This window comes from Micromonospora sp. CNB394 (assembly GCF_000374985.1).
GTDB classification, from domain to species: domain Bacteria; phylum Actinomycetota; class Actinomycetes; order Mycobacteriales; family Micromonosporaceae; genus Micromonospora; species Micromonospora marina.
Genome location: NZ_KB895859.1, coordinates 12,335 through 35,655, shown reverse-complemented (window position 1 = coordinate 35,655; position 23,321 = coordinate 12,335). Strand labels below are relative to the sequence as shown.

At 73.4% G+C, this 23,321-nt stretch carries 23 protein-coding genes; 11 read left to right on the top strand and 12 right to left on the bottom strand.

Going from position 1 to position 23,321, the window contains the following annotated elements; genetic code table 11:
- The first annotated feature begins 3 nt into the window (after positions 1–3).
- Positions 4–792 carry a hypothetical protein gene (locus C569_RS0125815; protein WP_018788633.1) on the top strand — a complete coding sequence of 263 codons (789 nt, stop codon included), beginning with the start codon at positions 4–6 and terminating at the stop codon, positions 790–792.
- A gap of 21 nt (positions 793–813) precedes the next feature.
- Here the strand turns inward: C569_RS0125815 and C569_RS0125810 are convergent, their stop codons facing one another.
- Both C569_RS0125810 and C569_RS0125805 read right to left on the bottom strand, forming a co-directional pair.
- Positions 814–2,187, bottom strand: a complete 1,374-nt coding sequence (locus C569_RS0125810; protein WP_018788632.1) for a metallopeptidase TldD-related protein — start codon at positions 2,185–2,187, stop codon at positions 814–816.
- Positions 2,184–3,689 carry a TldD/PmbA family protein gene (locus C569_RS0125805; protein WP_018788631.1) on the bottom strand — a complete coding sequence of 502 codons (1,506 nt, stop codon included), beginning with the start codon at positions 3,687–3,689 and terminating at the stop codon, positions 2,184–2,186. The genes C569_RS0125810 and C569_RS0125805 overlap by 4 nt, the downstream gene beginning before the upstream one ends.
- A 989-nt stretch (positions 3,690–4,678) precedes the next feature.
- Here C569_RS0125805 and C569_RS0125800 point away from each other — a divergent pair.
- Positions 4,679–5,743, top strand: a complete 1,065-nt coding sequence (locus C569_RS0125800; protein WP_026268648.1) for a lytic polysaccharide monooxygenase — start codon at positions 4,679–4,681, stop codon at positions 5,741–5,743.
- A 140-nt stretch (positions 5,744–5,883) separates the two neighbouring features.
- A complete protein-coding gene (locus tag C569_RS0125795) occupies positions 5,884–6,468 on the top strand; it encodes a hypothetical protein (RefSeq protein ID WP_018788629.1) in 585 nt (194 codons plus the stop codon).
- 57 nt (positions 6,469–6,525) lie between these two features.
- Here the strand turns inward: C569_RS0125795 and C569_RS0125790 are convergent, their stop codons facing one another.
- Positions 6,526–7,275: a maleylpyruvate isomerase family mycothiol-dependent enzyme gene (locus C569_RS0125790; protein WP_018788628.1), complete on the bottom strand. Its 750-nt coding sequence runs from the start codon at positions 7,273–7,275 to the stop codon at positions 6,526–6,528.
- 142 nt (positions 7,276–7,417) lie between these two features.
- Here C569_RS0125790 and C569_RS33405 point away from each other — a divergent pair, with 142 nt between their 5' ends.
- Complete coding sequence (locus tag C569_RS33405) at positions 7,418–7,663, top strand: nitroreductase/quinone reductase family protein (protein WP_018788627.1); 246 nt, start codon at positions 7,418–7,420, stop codon at positions 7,661–7,663.
- 368 nt (positions 7,664–8,031) lie between these two features.
- The gene (locus tag C569_RS0125780; RefSeq protein ID WP_026268647.1) at positions 8,032–9,261 is read left to right on the top strand and encodes a serine protease; all 1,230 of its coding nucleotides are present in this window, start codon (positions 8,032–8,034) and stop codon (positions 9,259–9,261) included.
- 73 nt (positions 9,262–9,334) lie between these two features.
- On the opposite strand, the gene C569_RS0125775 is transcribed toward C569_RS0125780, so the two are convergent.
- The 4 genes from C569_RS0125775 to C569_RS0125760 are packed head-to-tail and all read right to left on the bottom strand — an operon-like array spanning position 9,335 to position 12,686.
- Positions 9,335–10,222: a cytochrome c biogenesis CcdA family protein gene (locus C569_RS0125775; protein WP_018788625.1), complete on the bottom strand. Its 888-nt coding sequence runs from the start codon at positions 10,220–10,222 to the stop codon at positions 9,335–9,337.
- Positions 10,223–10,224: 2 nt separating this feature from the next.
- Positions 10,225–10,812 carry a redoxin domain-containing protein gene (locus C569_RS0125770; RefSeq protein WP_026268646.1) on the bottom strand — a complete coding sequence of 196 codons (588 nt, stop codon included), beginning with the start codon at positions 10,810–10,812 and terminating at the stop codon, positions 10,225–10,227.
- Positions 10,813–10,858: 46 nt separating this feature from the next.
- Positions 10,859–11,362, bottom strand: a complete 504-nt coding sequence (locus C569_RS0125765) for a hypothetical protein (protein WP_018788623.1) — start codon at positions 11,360–11,362, stop codon at positions 10,859–10,861.
- Positions 11,355–12,686: a molybdopterin-dependent oxidoreductase gene (locus tag C569_RS0125760; protein ID WP_196806784.1), complete on the bottom strand. Its 1,332-nt coding sequence runs from the start codon at positions 12,684–12,686 to the stop codon at positions 11,355–11,357. Before C569_RS0125760 ends, C569_RS0125765 begins: the two co-directional genes overlap by 8 nt.
- A gap of 185 nt (positions 12,687–12,871) precedes the next feature.
- Between C569_RS0125760 and C569_RS0125755 the strand changes: the two genes are divergently transcribed.
- Entirely contained in the window at positions 12,872–13,933 is a 1,062-nt protein-coding gene (locus tag C569_RS0125755; protein ID WP_018788621.1) for an NAD(P)-dependent oxidoreductase, read from the top strand.
- Positions 13,934–13,981: 48 nt separating this feature from the next.
- On the opposite strand, the gene C569_RS0125750 is transcribed toward C569_RS0125755, so the two are convergent.
- Positions 13,982–15,463 (bottom strand): hypothetical protein, encoded by a 1,482-nt coding sequence (locus tag C569_RS0125750; protein ID WP_026268645.1) that lies wholly within the window; start codon positions 15,461–15,463, stop codon positions 13,982–13,984.
- A gap of 144 nt (positions 15,464–15,607) precedes the next feature.
- Here C569_RS0125750 and C569_RS0125745 point away from each other — a divergent pair, with 144 nt between their 5' ends.
- From C569_RS0125745 to C569_RS0125735, 3 genes are read left to right on the top strand one after another with little or no spacing between them, the layout of a single operon-like run.
- Complete coding sequence (locus C569_RS0125745; RefSeq protein WP_018788619.1) at positions 15,608–16,282, top strand: glycosyltransferase family 2 protein; 675 nt, start codon at positions 15,608–15,610, stop codon at positions 16,280–16,282.
- On the top strand, positions 16,279–16,953 hold the full coding sequence (locus tag C569_RS0125740) for a DUF2064 domain-containing protein (RefSeq protein WP_018788618.1): 675 nt from the start codon (positions 16,279–16,281) through the stop codon (positions 16,951–16,953). Before C569_RS0125745 ends, C569_RS0125740 begins: the two co-directional genes overlap by 4 nt.
- Positions 16,950–17,597 carry a bifunctional 2-polyprenyl-6-hydroxyphenol methylase/3-demethylubiquinol 3-O-methyltransferase UbiG gene (locus C569_RS0125735; protein WP_018788617.1) on the top strand — a complete coding sequence of 216 codons (648 nt, stop codon included), beginning with the start codon at positions 16,950–16,952 and terminating at the stop codon, positions 17,595–17,597. The genes C569_RS0125740 and C569_RS0125735 overlap by 4 nt, the downstream gene beginning before the upstream one ends.
- Positions 17,598–17,639: 42 nt before the next feature.
- Here C569_RS0125735 and C569_RS0125730 read toward each other — a convergent pair whose 3' ends face one another.
- The 3 genes from C569_RS0125730 to C569_RS34545 all read right to left on the bottom strand — a co-directional run bounded on the left by C569_RS0125730 (position 17,640) and on the right by C569_RS34545 (position 19,622).
- Positions 17,640–18,458, bottom strand: coding sequence for a formate/nitrite transporter family protein (locus C569_RS0125730; protein ID WP_018788616.1), 819 nt, complete (start codon positions 18,456–18,458; stop codon positions 17,640–17,642).
- Complete coding sequence (locus tag C569_RS34550) at positions 18,455–18,601, bottom strand: hypothetical protein (RefSeq protein WP_231394892.1); 147 nt, start codon at positions 18,599–18,601, stop codon at positions 18,455–18,457. Before C569_RS34550 ends, C569_RS0125730 begins: the two co-directional genes overlap by 4 nt.
- A 499-nt stretch (positions 18,602–19,100) precedes the next feature.
- Positions 19,101–19,622, bottom strand: coding sequence for a MarR family transcriptional regulator (locus tag C569_RS34545; RefSeq protein WP_018788614.1), 522 nt, complete (start codon positions 19,620–19,622; stop codon positions 19,101–19,103).
- Between the two features lie 70 nt (positions 19,623–19,692).
- Here C569_RS34545 and C569_RS0125715 point away from each other — a divergent pair, with 70 nt between their 5' ends.
- Both C569_RS0125715 and C569_RS31080 read left to right on the top strand, forming a co-directional pair.
- Positions 19,693–20,433 (top strand): potassium channel family protein, encoded by a 741-nt coding sequence (locus tag C569_RS0125715; RefSeq protein WP_036346944.1) that lies wholly within the window; start codon positions 19,693–19,695, stop codon positions 20,431–20,433.
- Entirely contained in the window at positions 20,426–21,520 is a 1,095-nt protein-coding gene (locus C569_RS31080; protein WP_018788612.1) for a PP2C family protein-serine/threonine phosphatase, read from the top strand. Before C569_RS0125715 ends, C569_RS31080 begins: the two co-directional genes overlap by 8 nt.
- A 4-nt stretch (positions 21,521–21,524) precedes the next feature.
- Here C569_RS31080 and C569_RS34910 read toward each other — a convergent pair whose 3' ends face one another.
- Entirely contained in the window at positions 21,525–23,297 is a 1,773-nt protein-coding gene (locus tag C569_RS34910; protein WP_018788611.1) for a serine/threonine-protein kinase, read from the bottom strand.
- Between the last annotated feature and the right edge of the window lie 24 nt (positions 23,298–23,321).

Genomic DNA, 23,321 nt, shown 5'->3' with positions numbered 1-23,321 from the left:
TCGATGAGCGGCGACGACCAGGCACTCACCGTACGTCTCGGCGCGTTGGCCCAGGCTCACGCCGACCGGGCGGCGGCGCGCGCGGGGGTGCCCGCCGCCCGGCTGGACCGGCTGGCCGCCGAGCCGCTGCGCGTCGACGAGGAGTTCTGCCGGGAGGTGGCCGACCGCTACGACGCCGCACCGATGGTGACCGACCCGACCGGCACGGCCCACGCGTACGCCCGGCTGGCCCAGGAGAACCTGCGGCAGTTCCGACTGATCGGCGAGGCGGGCATCCGGGTGCTGCCCTGGACCGGGCCGGGGCAGCCGTACCGGGACTCGCGGGACCTGGTCGCACGGGTCCGCGCCACCGGTCTGCTGCACGTGTTCCTCACCCGCCACGGGCACGGACCGGCCGGCGGGGACGGCGAGCATCCGCTGCGCGCCTCCGCCGAGGTCCGGGCCGGTGGGGAAGAGTTGCTGCACAACGACATCTTCCGGGCCGTGCACGACGTCTTCGGTCACGTCCTGTTCGGTAACACGTTCGGGCCGCGCGGCGAGTTCCGGGCCACCCGCTGCCACCTCGCGATGTACCCGGCCGACCTGCACCCGCTGGTCTTTGCTGAGCTGGTCGGCCAGCTCTGCTGGTTCTTCCACGGCCCGCACCTGCGCCGCCCGGACGGGACGCTGCCCCGGCGCGGCGAGGCCGGGTACGTGCCGCCGGCCCGGCGTCCGTACCCGCCGCAGAAACAGCTCGTGTACGACCGGCGCACGCTTGACCGGTTCGCCGCGCTGTTCGGGCCGCCGTCCTGATCGGCCCGACCGCGTCGCCGCTCAGGTCGCCGGGCTCACCGCTGACATGAGGAAGTCGGGCACCCGCAGCGGCGGCGTCACCATCCGGGTGAAGTAGTCACCCCACTCGCGGGGCAGCGCCGGCACCGGCAGGCCGACCTCGGTGGCCCGGGCCAGCAGCGACAGCGGGCTCTCGTTGAACCGGAAGTTGTGCACCGTACCGACGATCTCGCCGTCCTCCACCAGGTGCACGCCGTCGCGGGTGAGGCCGGTCAGCAGCAGCGACGCCGGGTCGACGTCGCGCAGGTACCACAGCGAGGTGAGCAGCAGGCCGCGCCGGGTGGAGCGCACCATCTCGGGCAGCGACGGCGCGTCCGGTCCGCCCTCCAGCACCAGGTTGTCCACCATCGGGGTCAGCGGCGCGCCGGTCTGCGCGGCGGTGTGCCGGGTCTGTACGAGAGCGGTCAGCACGCCCTTGTCGATCCACCGGGTCGGCCGCAGCGGCAGTCCACTGTCCACTACGGCGGTCAGGTCGTCGGTGCCCCGGCCGACGGTGAACGGGGCGCAGGGCAGCAGCGGATGGTCCGGGTCGCTGCGCAGCGTCAGCGGCAGCGCGGTGAGGCGCTCACCGATCGGCAGCCGGCCGTCCGGGCGGCTGAACGCGGTGCGCCCGTCCAGGGCGCCGCGTGCCCCGGCGGCCAGGTAGAGGTGCAGCATCAGGTCGGCGACGCAACTCGGGGTGAGCAGCACCTCGTAACGCCCCGGTGGTAGTTCGACCCGGCAGCCGGGCCGCCCCACCGTCGCCGACAGTTCGGCAGCGAGTGCCGGCACGTCCAGCTTCACCAGGTCCGGCGCTGTCACACCGGCCCAGGCCGACTCGTCGCCGTCACGCACGCTGAGGTCGAACAGGCCGCTGGACTGCAGGTGCCGGAGGCGGGCGCCGGTCGACGCGGCGAGACAGGTGGTGACCACGCGGTGCTCGGCGTAGCCGTAGAGCTGCCGCCGCCCGGCCGCCGCGAACGCGTCGGCCAGGCCGGGCAGCACCTCACGGAACGCGTCGGCCGAGGTGCCGCCGGGCGGCTCCGCCCAGGACGGCGTCCGCCACGGCGCGGGCAGCGACGCCGCGTCGGCTGCGGGCGGCGCGTCGCGGGCGGCCCGCTCGGCCGCGCGGACCAGGTCGGGCAGGTCGTCGCCGAGCGCGCCGCCGTGACCGACCAGCCCGACGTGTACGCCGGCGGCGGCGTGCCGTACCGCCACCGCCGTCACCCGGCGGGCCCGGACGCTGCCGTTTGTGGTCAGCGCGTTGCCCGCCCAGCGCACGTGCGCGGCGGCCGTCTCGTCGGCGATCAGCATCAGCTCGTCGGCGTCGCGCCGGTGCCGCAGCGCCGCTTCCAGGACGTCCTGGATCCCCCTCACCCGTCCCGCCCTCCGGTGTCGACGACGTCGATGCCACGGAACACCGCAGCCGGGCAGCCGTGGCTGGTCGCGCTCGCCTGCACCGGCTGCCCCTTGCCGCACATGTCGGCGCCGGAGAGCAGCCAGGTGCCCTCCCCGCCCAGTCCGCACAGCGACGACCAGAACGCCGTGGTCTCCGCCTGGTACGCGGCACCGGACACCTGCCCGGCCAACCGCCCGTTGCGGATGCGGTGCCAGCGCTGGGCGGTGAACTGGAACTGCCGCCGTCGCATGTCGATCGACCAGCTGTCCGAGCCGGCCAGGTAGAAGCCGTCGGTCACGCCCGCGATCAGGGCCGCCGTGTCCGGCCCGTCCACCGCCGGGCGCAGCGACACGTTCGGCATCCGGGCCATCGGCGTGTGCCGGTACGACTCGGCGTACGCGCACCCGGAGGAACGCGGCAGGCCGGCCTGCGCGGCCGAGGCCCGGTCGTGCTGGAAGCCGACGAGCACACCCTCCTCGATCAGTGGCCAGGACTGCGCGGCCACGCCCTCGTCGTCGAACCCGACAGTGGCCAGCCCGTGCGCGGCCGACCGGTCGGCGTCAACCGTCATCAACGCCGAGCCGTACCGCAGCCGCCCGGCCGACTCGGGGGTGGCGAAGGTGCCGCCCGCATACGACATCTCCTGGCCCAGCGCCCGGTCGTACTCGGTGGCGTGCCCGACCGACTCGTGGATGGTGAGCCAGAGCTGCGACGGGTCGATCACCAGGTCGTAGCGGCCAGGTCGCGCCGGTGGCGCCTGCACCTTCTCGGCCAGGTGCGCCGGCAGCCCGGCGAGTTCACCGGCCCAGTCCCAGCCCTCGCCGTGCAGGTACTCCCAGCCGCGGGCCACCGGCGGGGCGACGGTGCGCAGGGTCTGGGTGCCGCCGTCGCGCGGGTGCCGGCCCACCGCCAGCACCTGCGGGTGCACCCGGACCCGCTGCTGGGTGACGCTCGTGCCGCCCAGGTCGGCGTAGTACGTGTTCTCCTGTGCGGCGGAGGCGCGGGCCAGCACGTGCGCCACCGAGTCGTGCGCCAGCAGCCGGGCGCACCAGTGGCTCAGCAGCTCCGCCCGCTCGCTGTCCGGCACGTCGAAGGGGTTGATTCGGTACGGCGAGGTCCAGGTCACCGCCGCGTACGCGGGCTCGGGCGCGAGCGCCACCGGCATCCCGCCCACGTCGGCGCAGGCTCGGGCCAGCGCCAGCGCGTCGTCGCAGGCGCGTGCCGCCGACTCCGGCGTCAGCTCCGGCACGGCGGCGAAACCCCACGCGCCCCGGTGCAGCACCCGTACCGCGAGACCGGTCTCGGTCTCCTCCTCGCTCGCCCGCAGCGCCCCGTCGTACACGACCGTCCGCCCGGAGCGGACCCGCTGGACCCGCAGCGCGGCGTACCGCGCGCCCCGGTCCCGAGCCCGGGACAGGGCGGCGTCGGCCAGGCGGGCCAGCGGGAGAGCGAGGAAGGAGTCGTCGATCTCGTCGGGCACACGCGCCTCCGGTCGCCGTGAGGTGCCGCCATCATCGCCGGTGGCCTGGCGGCCCAGGGGGTTGCGGTGAGGAGACTAGTGCGGCGTGCCGGTGGTGCACAGGGGCCGTGCGACGGCCGGACGGCCGACCAGCACAGTCACCGCGCAACAGAGCAATCGGGAAGAAGACCGTCACCGGCAGGTGCTCAACGGGACCGTGTTCCGGGCACGGGCCGGGATGTCGAGGCGTGACAGTGCGCCGTGTCGCTCCCGGGTGTCTGCGTGATCTGTCCCCGCGCGGGAACCGGTCGCAGTGAGACTCCCCGCCCCCGAGCGGTGTGCAGGTATGTCGTGCCTGCGCCGGCGCGCAGCATGCGGACGACGTCGTCGTCGATGCTCCTGATGCTGTGTGCGAGAACCGCCATGGTTGCCGTCCGATGTGCGAATCGTGAATACCTGAACGATCGCACGGCCCGACCCCCCCGCTCTCATGTCATGTGCCCATCACCTCGCCTGATCGATCCGACGACGCCCGACGCATTGCTCACAGGTTCCGGTAAGGCGCGGGCGGGCCACCCTGACCGCCTGCTGTGGCCTCGTTGTGGCAGCCGTAGCCGCCTGGCTAGCGTCCACCCCCAAGCGTTCATGTGGCGAACCGTTACCACGTCCTCGAATCCGGCCGAGCCGCCTCGCACGGCGAGCGGGGAGCCACGGCGGAGCGGGAGGTGCGCGCGGTCCCCGCGGTCTGATCCGGTGGGTCGTGTCCGTCCGGTAGAGCGCCGCCCGGCTGGTGGAAGCCGTGACCCTCGAACCACGGGCGGCCGTGCGGGTGCGACGGCATCAGTTTACATTGACGGCTGTCTCTGCTAGGGTCGTGGCCGGGAGTCGCCAAGCGCTGCTGGGCAGCAGTGCCGTCCACCTCTCGGACGGCTTGAATCGATCGGCGTCACCTTCTCCGGGGTGGGCACCCAGCGAGGGCCACTGGGCGTCGGCGCATCCACTGGAGCATCATGAAAATCTCACGGACAGCACGCCGTCTGGGACTGGCCGCGGTCGCAGTTCTCGTCGCCTCGTTCACGATGGTCGTCGTCAACCAGGCCGGTCCGGCCTCGGCGCACGGATCGGTCACCAATCCGCCGTCCCGCAACTACGGATGTTACGAGCGCTGGGGTTCCGACCACCTCAACCCCACCATGGCCCAGACCGACCCGATGTGCTGGCAGGCGTGGCAGGCCAACCCGAACACCATGTGGAACTGGAACGGCCTGTACCGCGAGAACGTCGGCGGCAACCACCAGGCCGCCGTGCCGAACGGACAGCTGTGCAGCGGCGGTCGCACCCAGGGTGGCCTGTACGCCTCGCTCGACGCGGTCGGCGCATGGACCGCGAAGCCGATGCCGAACAACTTCACCCTGACGCTGACCGACGGTGCTCGGCACGGTGCCGACTACATGTTGATCTACATCACCAAGCAGGGTTTCGACCCGACCACCCAGCCCCTCACCTGGAACAGCCTCGACCTGGTACTCCGCACCGGCAGCTACCCGACCACCGGGCTCTACGAGGCGCAGGTGAACGCGGGCAACCGCACCGGGCGGCACGTCGTCTACACCATCTGGCAGGCGGCCCACCTCGACCAGCCGTACTACCTCTGCAGTGACGTGATCTTCGGTGGCGGCGGCAACCCGCCGACGACGCCGCCGCCCACCACGCCGCCGCCGACGACCGCGCCGCCGACGACTGCGCCGCCCACCACGCCGCCGCCGGCCGGAAACGGTGCCTGCACCGCCACCTTCCGCAAGACGAACGAGTGGTCCGGTGGATTCGGCGCCGAGGTCACCGTCCGGGCCGGCAACGCCGCCATCTCCGGATGGACGGTGGCATGGAACTGGCCCAACGGCCAGAGCATCACGAACTCCTGGAACGCGACGGTCACCTCGAACGGTTCGTCGGTCACCGCGTCGAACGTCGCCTACAACGGTTCCCTGAGTGCCAACGCCACCACCAGCTTCGGCTTCAACGCCTCCTGGAACGGCACCAACTCCACACCGACCCTCACCTGCACCGCTCGGTAACAGCATCTGCGGTGGGGTGGCGCGGCACGCGCCACCCCACCGTCGGCGGGGCCTGCGCGCCGCGGGCATCGCTGTGCCGGCAGTGCGTCGTCCGCTGCCCGCCGCCACCATCAGCAACCGCGACGAGGTGAAGATCGATCATGATTTCCCGGTTGGGCGTCAGCGGCTGGTACCGCAGTCGCTTCGTGTGGATCGAGGTGTGCCTGCTGGCCGCGTCGATCGGTGTGGCCGCCGTCGTCACCTCGACCAGCACGAGGACGGGTCCGGCGGTCCTCCGCGAGGAGATCCTGGCCCGGATGCGTACGACCCTCGAGCGGGCGGACCCGGCACATCACCATCACGCCGGGCACCCCGCCCCACAGGTGACAGCCGGAGAGCAGGCCGTGCCGAAGGTCATCTGCGGAGTCCATGTCTACGGCCACGAGCCCAGCGGGGCCAGCACACTGGCCGAGGTCCGGACGATCTACGGCTTCCACCTCTGCGGTGTCGCCGAACAGAAGCGTCACTGGGACGGGGCGGTCAAACTCGTCGGCCCGGTGATCATGGACATGACCACCGATCCTCCCGGCATCGAGGTGGTCGAGGCGACCGCCGACGTCAGGTTCGTCGACCGGCTACGGGAGATGTTCCCCGACAGGTACGAGGAACTGGCCCTCAGGGAGGCATTGCCCACATCGGAGATGGCCGACCTGCGGCGCCGCTACGACGACGCCGCCGGCCTCTGACCACGCCGAGCGGCCGACACCCGCGGAACCACGGGTGACCTTGCCGGGACCGCCGCGTCAGCTCCAGGTGACAGCGGCCCGTGTCCGCCACAGCTCCAGGACGGCCGCGTCCCCGCGTAGCTCAAGGCGTTCGGTCCCACCCCGGTTCCACAGCAACAGGTAGAGCTCGGATGCAGGTCCCGTGACGGTCAGCTGGGCCGGCATCTCACCGGCGACCAGGCGGTGCCCGGCCGGCTCGATGTAGGTGGTCCATCTCGCGTCGACATCGGTGGGCACCAGGGCCATGCTGAGGGGTGGATCGGCCACCAGACGCCCACCGGGCCGGCCGAAGAAGCCGATGAGCAGTTCGTCGATGCCGTCGGCGGCGAAGGGCGGATCCCAGGACGGGACCGTGGAGAGCGCCGAGTCGGCATCGGCGCGGTGTACGGCGGTCTCGTGAGCCTGGCGACGTGCCCAGAACGCCAACGGCGAGGGTGCGGGCAGAAACGTCCAGCACTCGACGTTCTCGTCAGCCGCTGCCAGCGCATCCACGAGTGCGCGGTGGCCTTCCCGGAACCGGTCCAGCAACTCGTCGTCGTCGACTGCCGCGAAGAACTCCGCCTCTTCCCGAGCGGCGTAAGGCAGGCGGCGTCCCGTGGTCACGTGGGCCCTGGCCCAGCGGTGTACCCCGCTGACGTGGTGCAGCAGGTCGCGGACCTGCCAGCCGGGGCAGGTGGGCACGTGTGCGTCCAGACCAGCCCGGCCCGTCGCCTCTGCCAGCCGGAGGCCGTCCTCTTCCAGCGCGGCAATGTGCTCGGCGATGCGCATGACGTGAGCGTTCCACGCGCCACCCGCCCTCCGCCAGGCCGGCATCGTGCCGTGGATGGTTCATCTGGCACCCCCTTTCGGGCCAGGTCCCGGCAACGGTCCGTGGTGCAACCGGCGTGACAGCGGTCGATCCGGTGCAGGAGTGGCCGAGCCGCACCCAGGCCCTGCCAAGAACCTGCAGGCGCACCCGGACGCGACCGTCGGCCTGGTCGGCGGGCCCCGGCCGGTGCGTGGTCGTGCGGCGACGGGCGACGAACGATCGCGGCTGTGGGCCCGCTGGCGCGAGATCGACAAGAATCTGCACGGCTACGCCGCACTGCGGTCGTCCGGAACCGCTGTGGTGGTTCTGATGCCTCGGTCCGTGACCCGGTTGCGCGACGACTCGTGACGTAGCCCGAGCCGGCAGACCGGTTGGCGGATCGCCGGCCTCGGGTCCGACTCCCGATGTAGGCCACCGCACGCGTCCGGGGCGGCGAGAGCGGCCTGCCCACGCCGGGCGGCCTGGTGGCCGGCCCGCTCTCGCGCCCGCTCCGCGGCGCCCTCGTCCGGTGCGCTCGGCGCCTTCGGCACCCGGCCCAGCACCGACGCCGCCGACCTCCACCGCCACCGCGCACGATCGACCGGACGTGGCGCAAGGGCTGACCGGCCGCCGATCCGGCGGTTCCGTATCCCGCAAGCAATCGATATGCTTCTATCAATGGCTCCGGCGAGGAGCCTGTCGGGACGGCATCCGCCGTTCCTCGGGAAGGAGTGCGGATGAGAGACATGTTGCGGCACGGCGCGCGGCACGCGGCGATTGCGCTCGGCGTGTGGGTGCTCGGGGCGAGCCTGCTGCCGGCGCCCGCCGCCGGGGCGGAACCGGCCCGGCCGGTGGCGCCGGCGTCGGTCCGGGCGCCGGAGGCGGACCAGTTCTCCGCCGAGGGCGTCACCACCGTGGGTGAGCTGCGCACTATCGACGCCGTCCGCGCCGCCGGCCGGCCGGGCGCCCGTCAGGTCATCCGGCACCCCGGTGCCACCTACATCAAGGTCCACTTCCGCTCCCTGCGGCTGAACGAGGGAGACCACGTCACGGTGTCCAGCCCGGACGGCCGGGAGAGCTATCGGTACGGCCGGAGCCTCGACCGGAGGACCGGCTCGGACTACACCACCGACGGCGGTCCGGGTTTCTGGGCGATGTCCGTGACGGGGGACACCGCCGTGGTGACGCTGCACAGCGCGCGACCCGCTCGCACGGTCGTCGACGTCGACCGGTTCTGGCGCGGCTACGACCAGGCCGAGATCGCCGCGCACAACTTCTCGACCACGTCCGTCTGCAGCACCGACGCCCGCCGGGACGTGGCCTGCTACCAGAGCACCCACCCCACCGAGTACGCCCGTGGCCGGGCGGTGGCACGACTGCTCATCGGTGGCGGCGGACTGTGCACCACCTGGCGGGTCGGGAACACCAACCGGATGCTGACCAACAAGCACTGCTTCTCGACCCAGTCCACGGTCAGCGCCAGCGAGGCGCAGTTCAACTACCAGTGCGCCACCTGCGGCGGCAACAACCCCGGCCCGGGCACGAAGGTGAGCGGTGCGACCCTCTACCGGGTGAGCAGCGGTGGCTCGGGCCAGCTGGACTACGCGCTCTACTCGGTGAACAACTTCGCCGCGATCCAGGGATTCGGCACGCTCTACCTCAGGACGACCGCGACCAGCACCGGCACCCGGATGTACGTGCCCGGGCACGGTGACGGCAGCCCGAAGCGACTGTCGATCTACGAGGACACCCAGAACGGCGCTGTCTGCACGGTGCGTAACGCGAACTACAACACCTGGAACATCAGCTACAGCTGCGACACCTCGGGCGGCAACTCGGGCTCCCCGGTGCTCGACGCCAATCACCGCGTCATCGCTTTGCACCACCTCGGTGGGTGCCCGTCCAACCAGGGGGCGAAGGCACACCTCATCTACAACGAGATCGCCAGCCTGATCGACAACGGCTGACGGACGTGTCCCGGTGGCTCGTCGGCCGCACGCGGCGGGCGAGCCACCGGCACGACGACGACCGGCCCGATCCTCAGTCGGACGGGCGACGGTCCTGCGGGGCCGGTGCTCGGCGCCGGCGCGTCAGTGTCACCCCGGTCGCCAGGGCGAGCAGCGCCAGCGCCGCCGCGGCGACGACACCCGGACCCAGCCCTGCCAGCCAGCCGCTCAGCGCTGTCTGAACGGTGCCGGCCGCGTCGATGATCGGGTCGTCCGGGTCACCTCGGCCGCTGAGGACTCGCACCTCGTACCAGCCGTACCAGGCCACGTATCCGCCGGTGACCATCAGCAGCAGGCCGGCGACGCGCCCGAGCAGCGGGGCGGCCCGCCGGGTACGGCGTACCAGTGAATCGCGGGCCAGCGCGGCCGCCAGCGCCGCGGCCCCTACCGCGAGCCCCATGCCCACCGCGTACGCCACGAACAGGCCGATTCCGGAGATCGCCGACCCGGCGCGGAAGCCGGCCACCACCACGGCCAGGAAAGGACCGATGGTGCAGCCGAGCGAGGCTACCGCGTAGGCCATGCCGAACAACACCATCGAGCCGAACCGCCGGCGGACCGCCGGTCCGGTCGCGACGCTCGGCACGAAGGCCGGTAGTTGACGACCGGCCAGCAGCCAGCCACCGGCCGCCAGCAGGGCGAGACCGATAAGTATCGACACCCGGGGCAGGTGGCGGGCGACCGCGTCCGCCGCGGGAGCGGCGAGCAACCCGAACGCACCGAACACCGCGACGAACCCGAGCGTCATCGCGCCGGTCAGCGCGACCGCCCGGCCGATCGGTGCGAGCGGGGACCGTCCGGCCGCCGGCTCGTCACCGAGCACCAGCATCGACAGGTACGCGGGCAGCATCGCGAAGCCGCACGGATTGACCGCGGCGAGCAGTCCGGCGGCGACAGCGAGGCCGTACGGGGTGTCCGGCATGGTCAGTTCAGTCCGGCGACCCGCTTGCGCAGGTCCGCCTGGGACAGCGGTCCCGAGTGCACGACGGTGCCGGCGGAGTCGAGTAGCACGTACTGCTCCTGGCTGGTCACCTTGAAGCGGCGCCACACCTGGCCGCCGTCGTCGGCCAGGTGGGGGAAGCCCTCGATGCCGGTCTCCTCGGCGAACCGCCGCATCGCCTCGTCACCGCTGCCGAGCCCGGCCACGCCGACCACGTTGACCCGGCCGGCGTTCTCCCGCTGCACGGCGGCGACCTCGTCGGCGACGCCGCGGCAGCGGCTGCACCAGGCCGCCCAGAACCACAGCACCGCGGGCTTGCCGGCGAGACTGCTGCCCGAGAACGCCCCGCCGTCGATGGTCCGCCCGGTGAACGCGAGCGTCTCCGGGACCGGCGCGTCCGTCGCGCCGCCCGCGGTCGGGGCGACAGTGGTCGGTTGCGCTGTCACGTCCGGCCCGGCGCTCGTACCGTCGCGCCCCGCGGGCGGCTCGGCGGCGCCGCAGGCGGCGAGGGCGAGAACGACCGCGGTCAAGGCGGCCGCACCGGGCAGGGAAGCGTTACGAGGACCGGGCATGAGCGGATATTAGCCCGGCCCCTGGTCGAGCAGGATTACCTGATTCTTACGTCTCCGCCGGTGGTCGACGGGCTGCTCGTCCTGACGTCCGGCGTCGCTGCGGACGAGGTGTGCCACGACGGAGGCGCAGCGCGTAGAGCGCGGCGCTGACCGCGAAGAGCGCCGCGCTGGCCAGCAGCCAGCGGACCAGCAGCGGCTGCGGGGTCAGACCGGTCGCCGCCGTGTACGTGGCACCGCCCAGCCCGAGGATGCCGGGAAGATAGACGAGCAGGAGCAGTCCGGAGGCGAGCGCGGGCACCCGCACGTGATTCAGCGCCGATCGGCGCCCGGGGCCGCCCAGCGCGGCGCGCAGCGCCCGGTCGACCAGCGCGTAGAACGGGAACAGGAGCAGGTCGTGGGCGATTACCGCACCGACGAACCAGAGCAGCATCCGCCCGGCGGCCGGTTCCGCGGACAGCCGCAGAGCCACCCAGCCGGTCACCGCGAAGCAACCCAGCAGGAGCACCAGGTGCCAGGGTGCGGCGCCGTAGCCACGCCGGAACTCAGTCATCGGGCTGCTCCTCGAAGGTGATGTCACGGACCCACTTCGTGCAGTGCACGCCCGGCAGAGCCGGCACGATGACGCGGGCGGGATAGCCGTGGTCGGCCGAGAGGTCGACGCCGTTGACTCTCAGGGCGAGCAGCGAGTCGGGATGGCGGACCTGGTTGACCTGCAACCGGGCCTGACGGAACAGGCCACCCCGTTCCAGCGACTCGACCCGCGCCACGGCGTTGCCGGGTGCGTCGACCAGCGCCGCGAGGTCCCGTAGCCGCACCCCCGTCCAGGTCTGCGTCGTCGACCAGCCTTCGACGCAGGCGATCGGCAGGTCCGCTGTGTGCTGCGCCATCGCGAGCAGGCCGTCGCGGTCCACCTCCACCGTGCGGCTGCCGGCGCGCACCGTCAGCCGCCACTGGGTACCGGTGTCGGCGGGCCGGACACCGGCCGCGGCGGCGGTCCGGTTGACCGGGAAACCGTTGGGTCCGTCGTCGTGTTGCCGGCCTCGCGGTAGCAGCAGCGCGGTCCGGCGCAGCACCCCGTCCAGGCTCTGCCCGACGGTCAGCGCCGCCAGCAGCAGGGCGCCGCCTCCGGTCAGGGCGAGGACGCCACGCCGGCTCATCGTCGCCGGACCGGGCCGGCGGGCCACCAGCCCGTCCGGATCCGCCGGCTCCGGCACGGTCTCCTCCGTGGTCGTACGCATGAGGCGCGGGCCGCGCAGCGCGGAGATCGTACGAGGAAGCTTGATCAGCACGTGCGCGACGAGGGCGGCGGTGAAGACCCAGGCGCCGTACCAGTGCGCGGTGTAGAAGTCGAATCCGAACAGGTAGGCGTACTGGATGTTGAGCAGCCCGGTGGCCGTCTCGAAGAGGATTCCGCCCACCAGGAGCAGCAGGGAGAGCCGTTCGAGCACCTGGGCCACGGAGCGGGCCGGCGGCCAGTCGAACAGCTTGGGTACCACTGACCAGAGTTTCGCCACGACCACTGGTACCAACACGATGCCGAGCGTCACGTGCAGTCCCTGGGTGAGCCGGAACAGCCAGGCGGGACGGGTCGGCCAGTCGAAGACGGGAGGGTGCAGCCAGCCCACGTCGCTGGGAAACGCCTGGCCGAGTCGGGGGCCGTACGCGATCCAGTCCAGAAAGCCGGTGATGATCACCAGCGGGAGCGTGGCGAGCAGGACGACGCCGAACACGGACGTCAGCCAGGGGCCACGCACCGGACTGCGCCACGCGTCGGCGGAGGCGTCGGCTCCGGGAGGGCGATGCCGCTCCAACGTGCGCCACAACCGCGCCGGGTACGCGGCAGGTGGTTCGGCAGACGGCGGGTCGGCTGGCACGGTTCCTCCAGTCGGCAGGGCGTCGGACCGGACGCGACGGGCTTCGTGCAGGACGCTAACCGGCAGCGGAACCCTCGGGCGGGCTTTGCCGCATTACCGAAGGCTTACCGGCCGTCCCCTTACGAAGTGCTGACGTCGGAGCCGAACGAGCCCCGGCGGCCCCTCCGCTGACCTAGCGTGACGCAATGCGGGTACTCGTCACCGGCGCCGCCGGGTTCATCGGATCGCAGGTCGCGGACCTGCTCGTCGCGCAGGGGCATCAGGTGGTGTGCCTGGACGCGTTGTTGCCCCAGGCGCACGGGAGTGAGCCGCCCGAGTGGTTCCGCCGCCATGATCCGGTCGTCGGCGACATCCGCGATCCGCACCTGCTCGACGACCTGCTGGCGGGCGTCGACGCCGTGTGTCACCAGGCGGCGATGGTCGGGCACGGGCTGGACCCGTCGGATGCCCCCGACTACGTCAGCCACAACGACTACGGCACGGCGGTGCTGCTGGCAGCGATGCACCGGGCCGGCGTGTCTCGCCTGGTGCTGGCCAGTTCCATGGTCGTCTACGGCGAAGGGCGATACACGTGCGCCCGGCACGGCGTCGTCCGGCCGGGCCCACGCCGCGCGGCCGATCTCGCCGTCGGCCGGTACGACCCCACCTGTCCGGCCTGCGCCGGTGCACTCACCAGCGCGCTCGTGCCGGAGGACGCTCCGCTCGAACCACGCAGCACCTACGCGGCCAGCAAACTGGCCCAGGAGAATCTGGCCGCCGCGTGGAGCCGGCAGACCGGGGCCGGGGTCTGGGCACTGCGCTACCACAACGTGTACGGCCCCCGGATGCCGCGCGACACGCCGTACGCCGGAGTCGCGTCGATCTTCCGGTCGGCGCTGGCGCACGGCCGGCCGCCGCGGCTCTACGAGGACGGCTTGCAGCGGCGCGACTTCGTGCACGTCTCCGACGTGGCGCGCGCGAACGTGCTGGCGCTGACCGCTCCGGCTCCGGACGGCCTGGTGCCGGTGAACGTCTGTTCCGGCCAGCCGCACACCGTCGGCGATCTCGCCACCACTTTGGCGGCGGCGATGGACGGGCCGGCGCCGGTGGTCGTCGGCGGCGCCCGGCCGGCCGACGTGCGGCACGTGGTCGCCGATCCCCGCCGCGCACGCGACCTGCTCGGCTTCACCGCCCGGGTCGGCTTCGCCGACGGGGTGGCCGCCTTCGCCACGGATCCGCTGCGGGAACGCGCCGCCGTGTCGGTCTGAACGGCCCGCCTCGGCCCGCCTCGGCCCGCCTCGGCGGCAGGGGCAGGCTCACGAGACGGTGAACACGAGGTGATTGACGGCGAGGGCGGTGAGCGCCTGCCCGGCCAGCCACCAGCGGTGCGTCGCGGCGGGTAGATGCGCCACGGCGACGAGCAGCCAGACCGTGAACGGTAGCCAGATCCGTTCCACCTCCGCCTTGCTCATGCTCGACAGGTCGGCGGCGAGCACCGCCAGCACCGCGGCGGCCGGTAGCAGGACGGTGGGCCCCAGCGCCCCGGCCCGTCGCGCGAGCACGCCGAGCCGCCGGTTCCGCACCGCGACGAGGGTCAGCGGGTCACCGACCGGTCCTGGTCCGCCGGCCCCCGGCGTCGACGCGGCCGGTGCCGGGGAACCGTCCCACGCCCGCCAGGCCCGGCGGGCCGCGTGCAGAGTGCGGCGCAGTGCCGGCCCGACGACCGGCCCGGCAGACAGCAGCAGCGCCGCCAGGTTGGCCCAGACCCAGTAGGCGTACGGACGGTCGGCCGCCCAGCCCTGGTAGTAGCGCTCGACCACCCGGTCGTACCCCTGCCACCAGTGGAAACCCGCGACTGTGAACACCGATGCCACAGTGGCCACACCGGTCGCACCGGCGAGCAGCGCGGCGACCCGACCTCCTGGACGCAGCGCGAGCACGACGAGAGCCAGGGGCGCGACGAGCACGAAACCGTAGGACAGGTACAGCGCGAAGCCGAGCAGTACGCCGCCCGCCAACGCGGTCGCGGTTCCCCGCACGGCCAGCAGTGCGAGGCCGGCGGCCACCACCCCGGTGAAGATGCCGTCGGCGGAGGCACCCACCCAGACCGCTCCGGGCAGCAGCACCAGGAACGGCAACGAGGCGCGGGCGGCCCCTCCGGCGCCCAGTGCCCGCAGGGCGATCGGCACGGACACCACGACGCTCGCCCCGACCAGGACGCAGGCCATCGCGGCCGCCGTGCCACCGCCCAGGCCGATCCGGTCGAGTGCGACGAACACCAGCAGGGCACCTGGTGGATGGCCGGCGGTGTGGGTGGACCACGAGTCCGGCTGGAAGTCCAGGATGCGGTCCGCGAAACCGGCCAGCATCCGCCCGACGTCGGTGACCCGGGGCACCTCGTGCAGATACTCCGCCTGCGGGGTGAGCCGTGTCGTCAGCCCCTCCGACCAGCCGTCCACCAGGGCCAGGGCGAGCGTCCAGCCGACCGCCGTCAGGTAGCCGGCGGCCAGCAGGGAACCCCAGCGGGCGGTGCGGGCCCACTGCGTTCCGGGCCCGACCACCGCGACGGCGATCGCCAACGCGGCCGGTGTGCCCCAGCCCAGGTGAGGTCTCCAGGTGGCGTAGAGCGGCGCGGCGTCGGCGTGCAGGCCCACCCCGGCGCGGTTCAGCATCGCGCCCACCGCCACGGCGGTGACCAGCAGCGTCGCCTCGACGCCCAGCACCAGCAGGTCCCCCCGGTGTCGATCCGGGAGGCGGTGATGGAGGGGCGAGCGGGAAACGGTGGCACCGGGTCTCATGTCGACCGGACGGTACGGCTCGGTTCCTCCGCTGTCAGCCGCTTCGCCGGTACGTCACCGGACGGTAAGAAGTGTCGGCACGGTAAGTGTTCCGTAAGGTTGAATCGAGCGCGGACCGCCTGGGCCGGCCCTAGCGTCGGCGGTATGCCGACACAGATCGACGTGGTGCTGCCGTGCCTCGACGAGGCCGCTGCCCTGCCCGCCGTGCTGACCGCGCTGCCGCCCGGGTACCGGGCGATCGTCGTCGACAACGGGTCGCGCGACGGCTCACCCGAGGTGGCCGCCCGGCACGGGGCGCGGGTGGTGCACGAGCCACGGCGGGGGTACGGAGCGGCCGTGCACACCGGGATCGAGGCCGCCGACACGGAACTGGTCTGCGTGCTGGACGCCGACGGCTCCTTCGCTCCCCGTGAGTTGCCCGCTCTGGTCGCCCTCGTCGCCGACGGGGTCGCTGATCTGGCCGTCGGCCGACGCCGGCCGGTCGGTGCCGGAGTATGGCCCTGGCACGCCCGCGCGGGCACGGCGCTGGTCGCCGCGCTGCTGCGGCACCGGGGCATGCCGCTGCGCGACCTCAGCCCGATCCGGGTGGCGCGCCGGGAGGCACTGCTCGCCCTCGGGGTCACCGACCGGGCCTTCGGCTATCCGCTGGAACTGCTGATCCGAGCCGCCGCGGCGGGCTGGCGCATCCGCGAGGTGGACGTCACCTACGCGCCGCGCGCTGCCGGCACCCGTTCCAAGGTCTCCGGCTCGGTACGGGGCACCCTTCGGGCCACCCGGGACTTCGCCGTTGTGTTGCGTACCGTCCGGAAGTCCCGGTGACCGTCGTACTGGTGATGGCCAAGGCGCCCGTGCCCGGCCTGGTGAAGACCCGGCTGTGCCCGCCGGCGACTCCCGCCCAGGCCGCCCGGCTGGCCGCCGCCGCGCTGCTCGACACAGTGGACGCCGTCCGGGGGACACCGGGGGTGACGCCGGTTCTGGCGTTGGCCGGGCATCTCGCGGAAGCCGTGGACGGCGTGGAGCTGACCGCCGCCGTCGCCGGTTGGCCGGTCCTGCCGCAGCGCGGCACAAACCTCGCCGACCGGCTCGCGCACGCCCACCTCGACGTCGCCGAGACGTTCCCCGGCCGCTGGGTGCTGCAGATCGGGATGGACACCCCGCAACTGACCCCGACGTCGCTGGCCGCCGCCGTGCGCCGGCTCGAAGACGCCAACGCGGCGCTCGGCTTCGCCCACGACGGCGGCTGGTGGGCGCTCGGGCTACGCGACCCGCGGCAGGCGGTGACGCTACGGGCGGTGCCGATGTCGACGCCGGTCACGGGCCGATCGACATGGTCCGCGCTGACCGGACGCGGGTTACGCCCCGTGCCGCTGCCCGTGCTGCGGGACGTGGACGACTGGTCCGACGCGCACGCCGTGGCAGCGGCGGTCCCGGACGGCCGGTTCGCCCGCCAGGTCGAGGCCGTGCGCCGCGACATGGTGGTACGCGCGTGAACGGGGACGGATTCGCCGCCGCGCTACGCGACCCCGCCGGAGACGTGCACTGGCTGGTGCCTGCGGACGGGCCCAGCCGTCGCCTGCCGGTGGAGCGGTGGCATCGGCAGGCCACCGCCGCGGAGGCGACGGTGGTGGCCCGCTGTGCCGGTCCCACCCTCGACCTGGGGTGCGGTCCGGGCCGGCTGTCGGTGGCGTTGACCAGGGCCGGGCTGAGCGCTGTGGGGGTGGACGTGTCGCCGTGGGCGGTGGCGCTGACCCGGTCGCGCGGCGCGGTCGCCGTGCACGCCGACCTGTTCGGCCCGCTGCCGGCCGAGGGCCGGTGGGAACACACGGTGCTGCTCGACGGGAACATCGGCATCGGGGGCGACCCGGTCGCGCTGCTGCGGCGGTGCGGCTCGCTGCTGTGCCCGTCCGGCACGGTGCTGGTCGAGCTGGAACCGCCCGGCGCCGGTGCCTGGCAGGGGCAGGCCCACGTGGAGACCGGACGACACCGGAGTTCCCCCTTCCGCTGGGCGTGGCTGGACCCGGATGCGATGTCAGGTGTCGCCGCGGCGGCGGGACTGAGGGTCGGCGAGGTGTTCCGGTCGGGCGGTCGCTGGTTCGCCGAGTTGACCCGGGTGGACCGTCCCGCCGCGCCGTGACCTCCAGCGGGTGGACACCGGTCGTCCGGGTGGCCGGGCTGATCACCGCTGCCGGGATCGCTCCTTGGCGAGTTCGCGCGGCACCCGGGCGAGCCGGAGGACGGTGACGAGGCCGACGCCGCCGACGAGGTTGCCGAGCACCGACCAGCAGAGAGCGCCGAGCCAGGCGAGGTAGCCGAACGGCGCCGGCCCGGCGATGAGCGCGGCGAACATCATGATCGAGTCGAGGACGCTGTGGAAGAGCTGCCCGCCGGTGAGTAACGCGCCGAACAGCAGGGCCGGTACGAGGCGCACGCCGAGACTCTCGGTGGCGTGCTGCATCCTGGTCATCAGCGTGATCACCAGACCGGCGAGCACGGCCAGGACGAACGAACGGAGATTGACGCCGAGCGCGGCGTAGTGCGTGCCGGTCTCGACGGCGGCGGGTCGTAGCCGGGGCAGGCCGCGGATGATGAGCCAGGCCACCAGCCAGCCACCGACCAGGTTGCCGGCCAGCGTGACGCCCCACAGCCGGAGCAGCGAGCGCACGCTTGTGCGTCCGGCGGCCACGGCGGTCACCGGCACCAGGAAGTTCTCGGTGAACAGCTCGCTGCGGGCGAGCAGGAGCGCCACGAAGCCGATGCCGAAGGCGAGCCCGGCGAGCAGGGTCTGCCCGGTCGCCTCCAGCACCAGCAGGTAGGCCAGCACGCCGGTGCCCACGTCGACCCCGCCGAGCAGTCCGGTGACGATCAGCGCCGGCCACGGGCGGGTCAGCCGGATGGTTCCCTCCTCCACCAGGCGGCTGAACGCCTCGGTGACCTCCGGCTCGGAGCCGGCGGACGAATCCGCTCCGGCCTGCCGCGGTCGCTGTTCCTCTTTCACTGCTCGCCGTGGTCGCCTTGCCGGTGCCCGCGCGGCGGCGGGTTGCCGGCCCGGATCGCCGCGTGGTCGCCGTCCGGGTCGTCCTCGATCACGGGGCGGTCGAGGCAGCTTCCGTCTCTGGACGGTGTCACCGGACCTGGCACGGATTCCTCCTCTGGGCCGTCGTCGGCGGCGACCGGGGTCCATTGGTCACGGTACGTGACCGCTGAAGCCCGGCGGCGCCGGTTCGCGAAGCCCGGCACGGGGATGCGCCGGGCCGCTCCTGGGGGAGCGGCGGTGCCGCGGCTGTATTGCCCGCGCCGCCGGACACGGCCACGCCGAGGGGTGGGTTGACCCGCCGGCACGACCCGCCCCGGTGTCCCTGGCGAGCGTCCATCTGCGGCAGGTCCTCGCCCTGGCCCGGGGGACAGGGCCCGGCACGCCGAGGCGCAGGCGCTGATCGGCCTCGCCCGGGCCTGCCGGATACGCGGCGCGACCGCAGCCGACGAGGCGAAGGCGTACGCCGGGCAGGCGTCGAACATCTGCCGGGAGTACGGCTACGAGCTGTTGGAGGAGGAAGCGTTGACGGTGCTCGACTAGCGAAGTTCCGGCCGCCACCTGGGCCGGGGCCGCAGTCGGGCGCGGCGGAGCGGCATGGGCGGCTCAGCTGCCGGCCTCGCGGTGGGCGCTGCCCGCCCACCGCCGCCACCACTGGTCCTCGGTCGGCTCGCCGGCCGCTGCCACCAGCGCGCCGATAAGTTCCACAGCGGTCGCGGCGCTTACCGGTTCCGCGGCGCGAACGAGTTCCCGGATCCGGCCGGCCCGCCCGCGGACCACCTCGCCGACCAGGTCGCGGCCGGCCTCGGTGAGCGTCAGCCAGGCCACTCGCCGGTCGGTGGTGCCCTGCCGCCGGGCCACCAGGCCGCGCCGGACCAGCCGGTCGCAGGTGCGGGTGACGGTCGACGGGTGGACATCGATCGCGGTGGCGAGATCCACCGTTCGTAACGGCCCGCGGGCGGCGAGCAGCACCATCGCGCGGTGCTGGGAGAGGGTCAGCTCCGTGCCGAGGCCGGCCAGGGTGCGCGCGGTGAGGCCGACCATGACCCGGCTCAGCGCGGCGAGTCCGTCGACGAGCGCCGAGTCGGGGTCCGTCGCCTGCGCCTCGTCCGGCACGTACAGTTCCACCACGGAATGGTTGCATGGATGCAGGGAAGGTGGTGGAGAGGTGTTCGGCTGGCGGGACGGCTCCCGAGAGATGGCTGTCGGGCGCTGGGAACGGCTCACCGCCGGCCCGCTGACGTTGCTGTCAGTGGTTTTCCTGGCGGCGTACGCGTGGCCCATCCTCGTGCCGCAACTTCCCGACCGGTGGGTCGTCGTCTGCGAGGCCACCGGTCTGGTCATCTGGCTGCTCTTCTGGGCCGACCTGCTGGTCCGGTTCGCCCTCGCCGCCGATCGGCTGCGGTTCCTGCGCACCCACCTGTTCGACCTGACCGTGCTGGTGCTGCCGTTCCTGCGCCCGCTGCGAGCGCTCCGGCTGGTCACCGTCGTGCTGAACCTGACCCGGCGTACGACCGAGTGGGCCCGCGGCCGGCTCGCCCTGTACGTCGGTGCCACGACCGTGTTGCTGGTGGTCGTGTCGGCCCTGGCGGTGCTGGACGCGGAACGGGGCGCGCCGGACGCCTCGATCACCTCGTTCGCCGACGCCCTCTGGTGGGCCGTGGTGACGATCACGACCGTCGGGTACGGAGACCTCTTCCCGGTGACCACTGCGGGCCGGCTGGTCGCGCTCGGCCTCATGGTCGGCGGGATCGGCCTGATCGGTTTCGTGACCGGGTCGCTCGCGACCTGGATCGTCGAGCGGGTCGCCGACCGGGACCGTCCACAGCCGGCCACGGCCGCCGACGTCGCGGCTCTGCGGGACGAGATCGTCGCGCTGCGGGCGAGGCTGGAGCCGGGGCGCCGCGCCGAGCCGGAACCGCTCGACGTCGATGACTGACCCGGACCGTTCCGGCGAGTCCGGCCACCGGCCGTGGCTCGGACTGCCCGCGGCGCTGGCCTTCATCGGCGTCGTACTACTGGTCGACGTGGCGGCCGCCGCGCATGCCGTACTCATCGGTTTCCTGGCCCTGGCCCCGCTGCTGGCCGCAGCGGTGGACACGCCGAGACGTACCGCCGTCGCGTCCACCGCGGCGACCGTCGCCGCCGTGCTGGCCGGCCTGCCCAGCCAGACCCTGGGCAGCCTCGACCACGTCCTGCGGGTGGCGGTGGTCATCGCGGTCAGCGTCACGGCACTGTACGTGGCCCGGGCGCGCACATTGCGCGAGGAGCGGATCCGGCGGATGAGCGAGATCGTGCGGGTCACCCAGAAGGCGATCCTGCGGGAGGTCCCACCCCGGATCGGCGACGTCGCACTGGAAGCCCGGTACGTCTCCGCGCAGCGGGGCGCGGGGGTGGGCGGTGACCTCTACGAGGTGGTACCGGGACCGGACCGGTTGCGCGTCATCATCGGCGACGTGTGCGGCAAGGGACTACCGGCCGTGCAGCTCGCCTCGGCGGTGATCGGTGCGTTCCGGCAGTCCGCGATCGTGCGCGACCGGCTGGAGGAGATCGCCGCGGATCTCGACGCCCTGGTCGCGCGGGAGCCGAGGCCCGCCTACGGGGTCACCTTCGTCACGGCTGTCCTGCTGGAGGTCCGTGGGCCGGACCTGTGGGTGACCAGTTGCGGGCATCCCATGCCGTTGCGGCACCGCCCCGGGCACCCGCCCGTCCTGCTCGGCGAGAAAGAGCCGGACCGGCCGCTCGGGCTGGGCGGCCGCCGCACCCCGCCGGCCCACCACACCTGGGCGACCGGTGACCGCCTCCTGCTCTACACCGACGGCCTGATCGAGGCACGCGACGACGCCGGCCGGTTCTTCCCGCTTCGGATGCTCGACCGCCCGCTGTCCGCTCCCCTGTTGCCGAAGGCGCTCGACGCGGTACGGCGCGCGATGCGGGCGCATGCCGACGGCGAACCCCGCGACGATCTCGCGCTGCTGCTGATGGAGCGGCTGCCGGACGACGGCGACGACGGGACCGCCCGGTGAGAGGTCAGGCCGGCACGTCGGCGTCGACCGACGTGGGAACGTCGGCCGGGGTGGTCGAGGCGGTGGCGACGGGTGTCGACCCCGCGTCCGGGCTCGACGGCGCCGACGGGCTAGACGGGGCCGACGGGCTCGACGGGCTCGACGGGGCCGACGGGCTCGACGGGGCCGACGGTGAGACGGACGGGCTCGTGGGGGAGCCGGTGGAGCCGGTCGGGTCGGCTGTCGGTTCGCGGCTGGGGCCCGTCGGCGCCGGCCGCGAAGGCGAGGGGCGGCCGGTCGGTTCTCCGGCCGAGGGCGACGGTTCCCCCGCCGGCTCGTCCCCGGCCGCGTCCGGTGGTGTCGTCGCGGGCGCGGTGCCGGCACCGGTGGATCGGGGTGCCGGATCATCGGGCCGGGCAGGCGGCACGCGACGCGTCGCCGGGGTCGCCGCCTCCCCGTCCTCGCCCGCGATGGTGACCAGCGCCGAGGATCTCCGGCAGGGCACGCCGCCGAGCGTGAAGCGGTCCGGGCCGGATCGGGCCTGCTCGGCGTAGGTGCCCCGCAGCGGCACCCGGATTCGCGACGAGGTCTCCAGCGCGACCGGGAGCCGTACCGTTCGCCCCGACTGCCACCGGTCCAGCGGGGCGGCCAGGCGCTGGCCGGGCGACAGCCGGAACACCAGGACGGGCCGTCCGGTCGGCTGCCCGCTGGCCACCTCGACGGTGAGTTCGGCGTCGAAGGTTCCCTGCCGCCGCTCGGCCGCGTAGGTGACCGTGCAGCCGGCGGTCGCGGTCGGTGACGCCTCCGACGCGCCGTAGGCGTCCTGGGTCGGGCCGGAGCCGGGAAGCTGCGCGACGAACGCCGCCGCCGCCAGGACCGCCGGGAGGCCGCCGACCAGCGCCGCCCGCCGGACGTTCGTCCGGCGAGTGCTTCCGGCCGTCGCAGGGGTGGTGGGTCGGGGATCGGGACGGTTAGTGACAGGCGGCCGCAGCCGCACCGACTCGGGGCGGGCAGCGGAGGCGAGCGACCGCGCCAGGGCGTCCGCGCTCGGCCGTCCGGTGGGATCGGGTGCCAGGCAACGGCGGCGCAGATCCTCCACCGCCTCGGGTACCCCGTCGATCCGCAGGGCCGCGCCGTGATCGTCGCGGTCGGCCCGGTCCGGGCGAGCCGGCGGTCGTCCGGTGAGGCATTCGGTGAGCAGGAGACCGAGGGCGAAGACGTCACATGCGGGAGCGGCCGGCTCGCCGCGCAGTTGCTCGGGAGCCATGTACGACGGGGTGCCGCGGATCTCGCCCCGGCTGTCGACGGTGTCGGAGCCCACAGCGAGCGCCACACCGAGGTCGACCAGCTTCGCTCCCTCGGGGGCGAGCAGCACGTTGCCGGGCTTGACGTCGCGGTGGACCAGCCCTGCCTCGTGGATCGCGGCCAGCCCGGCCGCCACCTCCGCGCAGATCCGGCCACCGGCGGGCCACCCCGCCGGCCCGGACCGGCGCAACCGGTCGGCGAGCGTCTCGCCGTCGACGTACTGCAGCACCAGGAAGGGCACCCGGCGCAGCCCCGACAACCGGGCCTCACCGTAGTCGTAGACCGCCGCGACGTTCGGGTGGTCCAGCCGCGCCGCGGCTCGCGCCTCGCGGCGCACCGCCTCGCGCCATCCGCTGTCCTCCGCCGTGCCGGGGGCGAGCAGCTTGACCGCGACCGTCCGGTCGAGCAACTGGTCCACCGCCTGCCAGACGACAGCCGAGCCGCCCCGTCCGACCTGCCGCACCAGGCGATAGCGGCCCGCCAACACCCGCATCGTCCACCTCCTCGACGGTCGGTT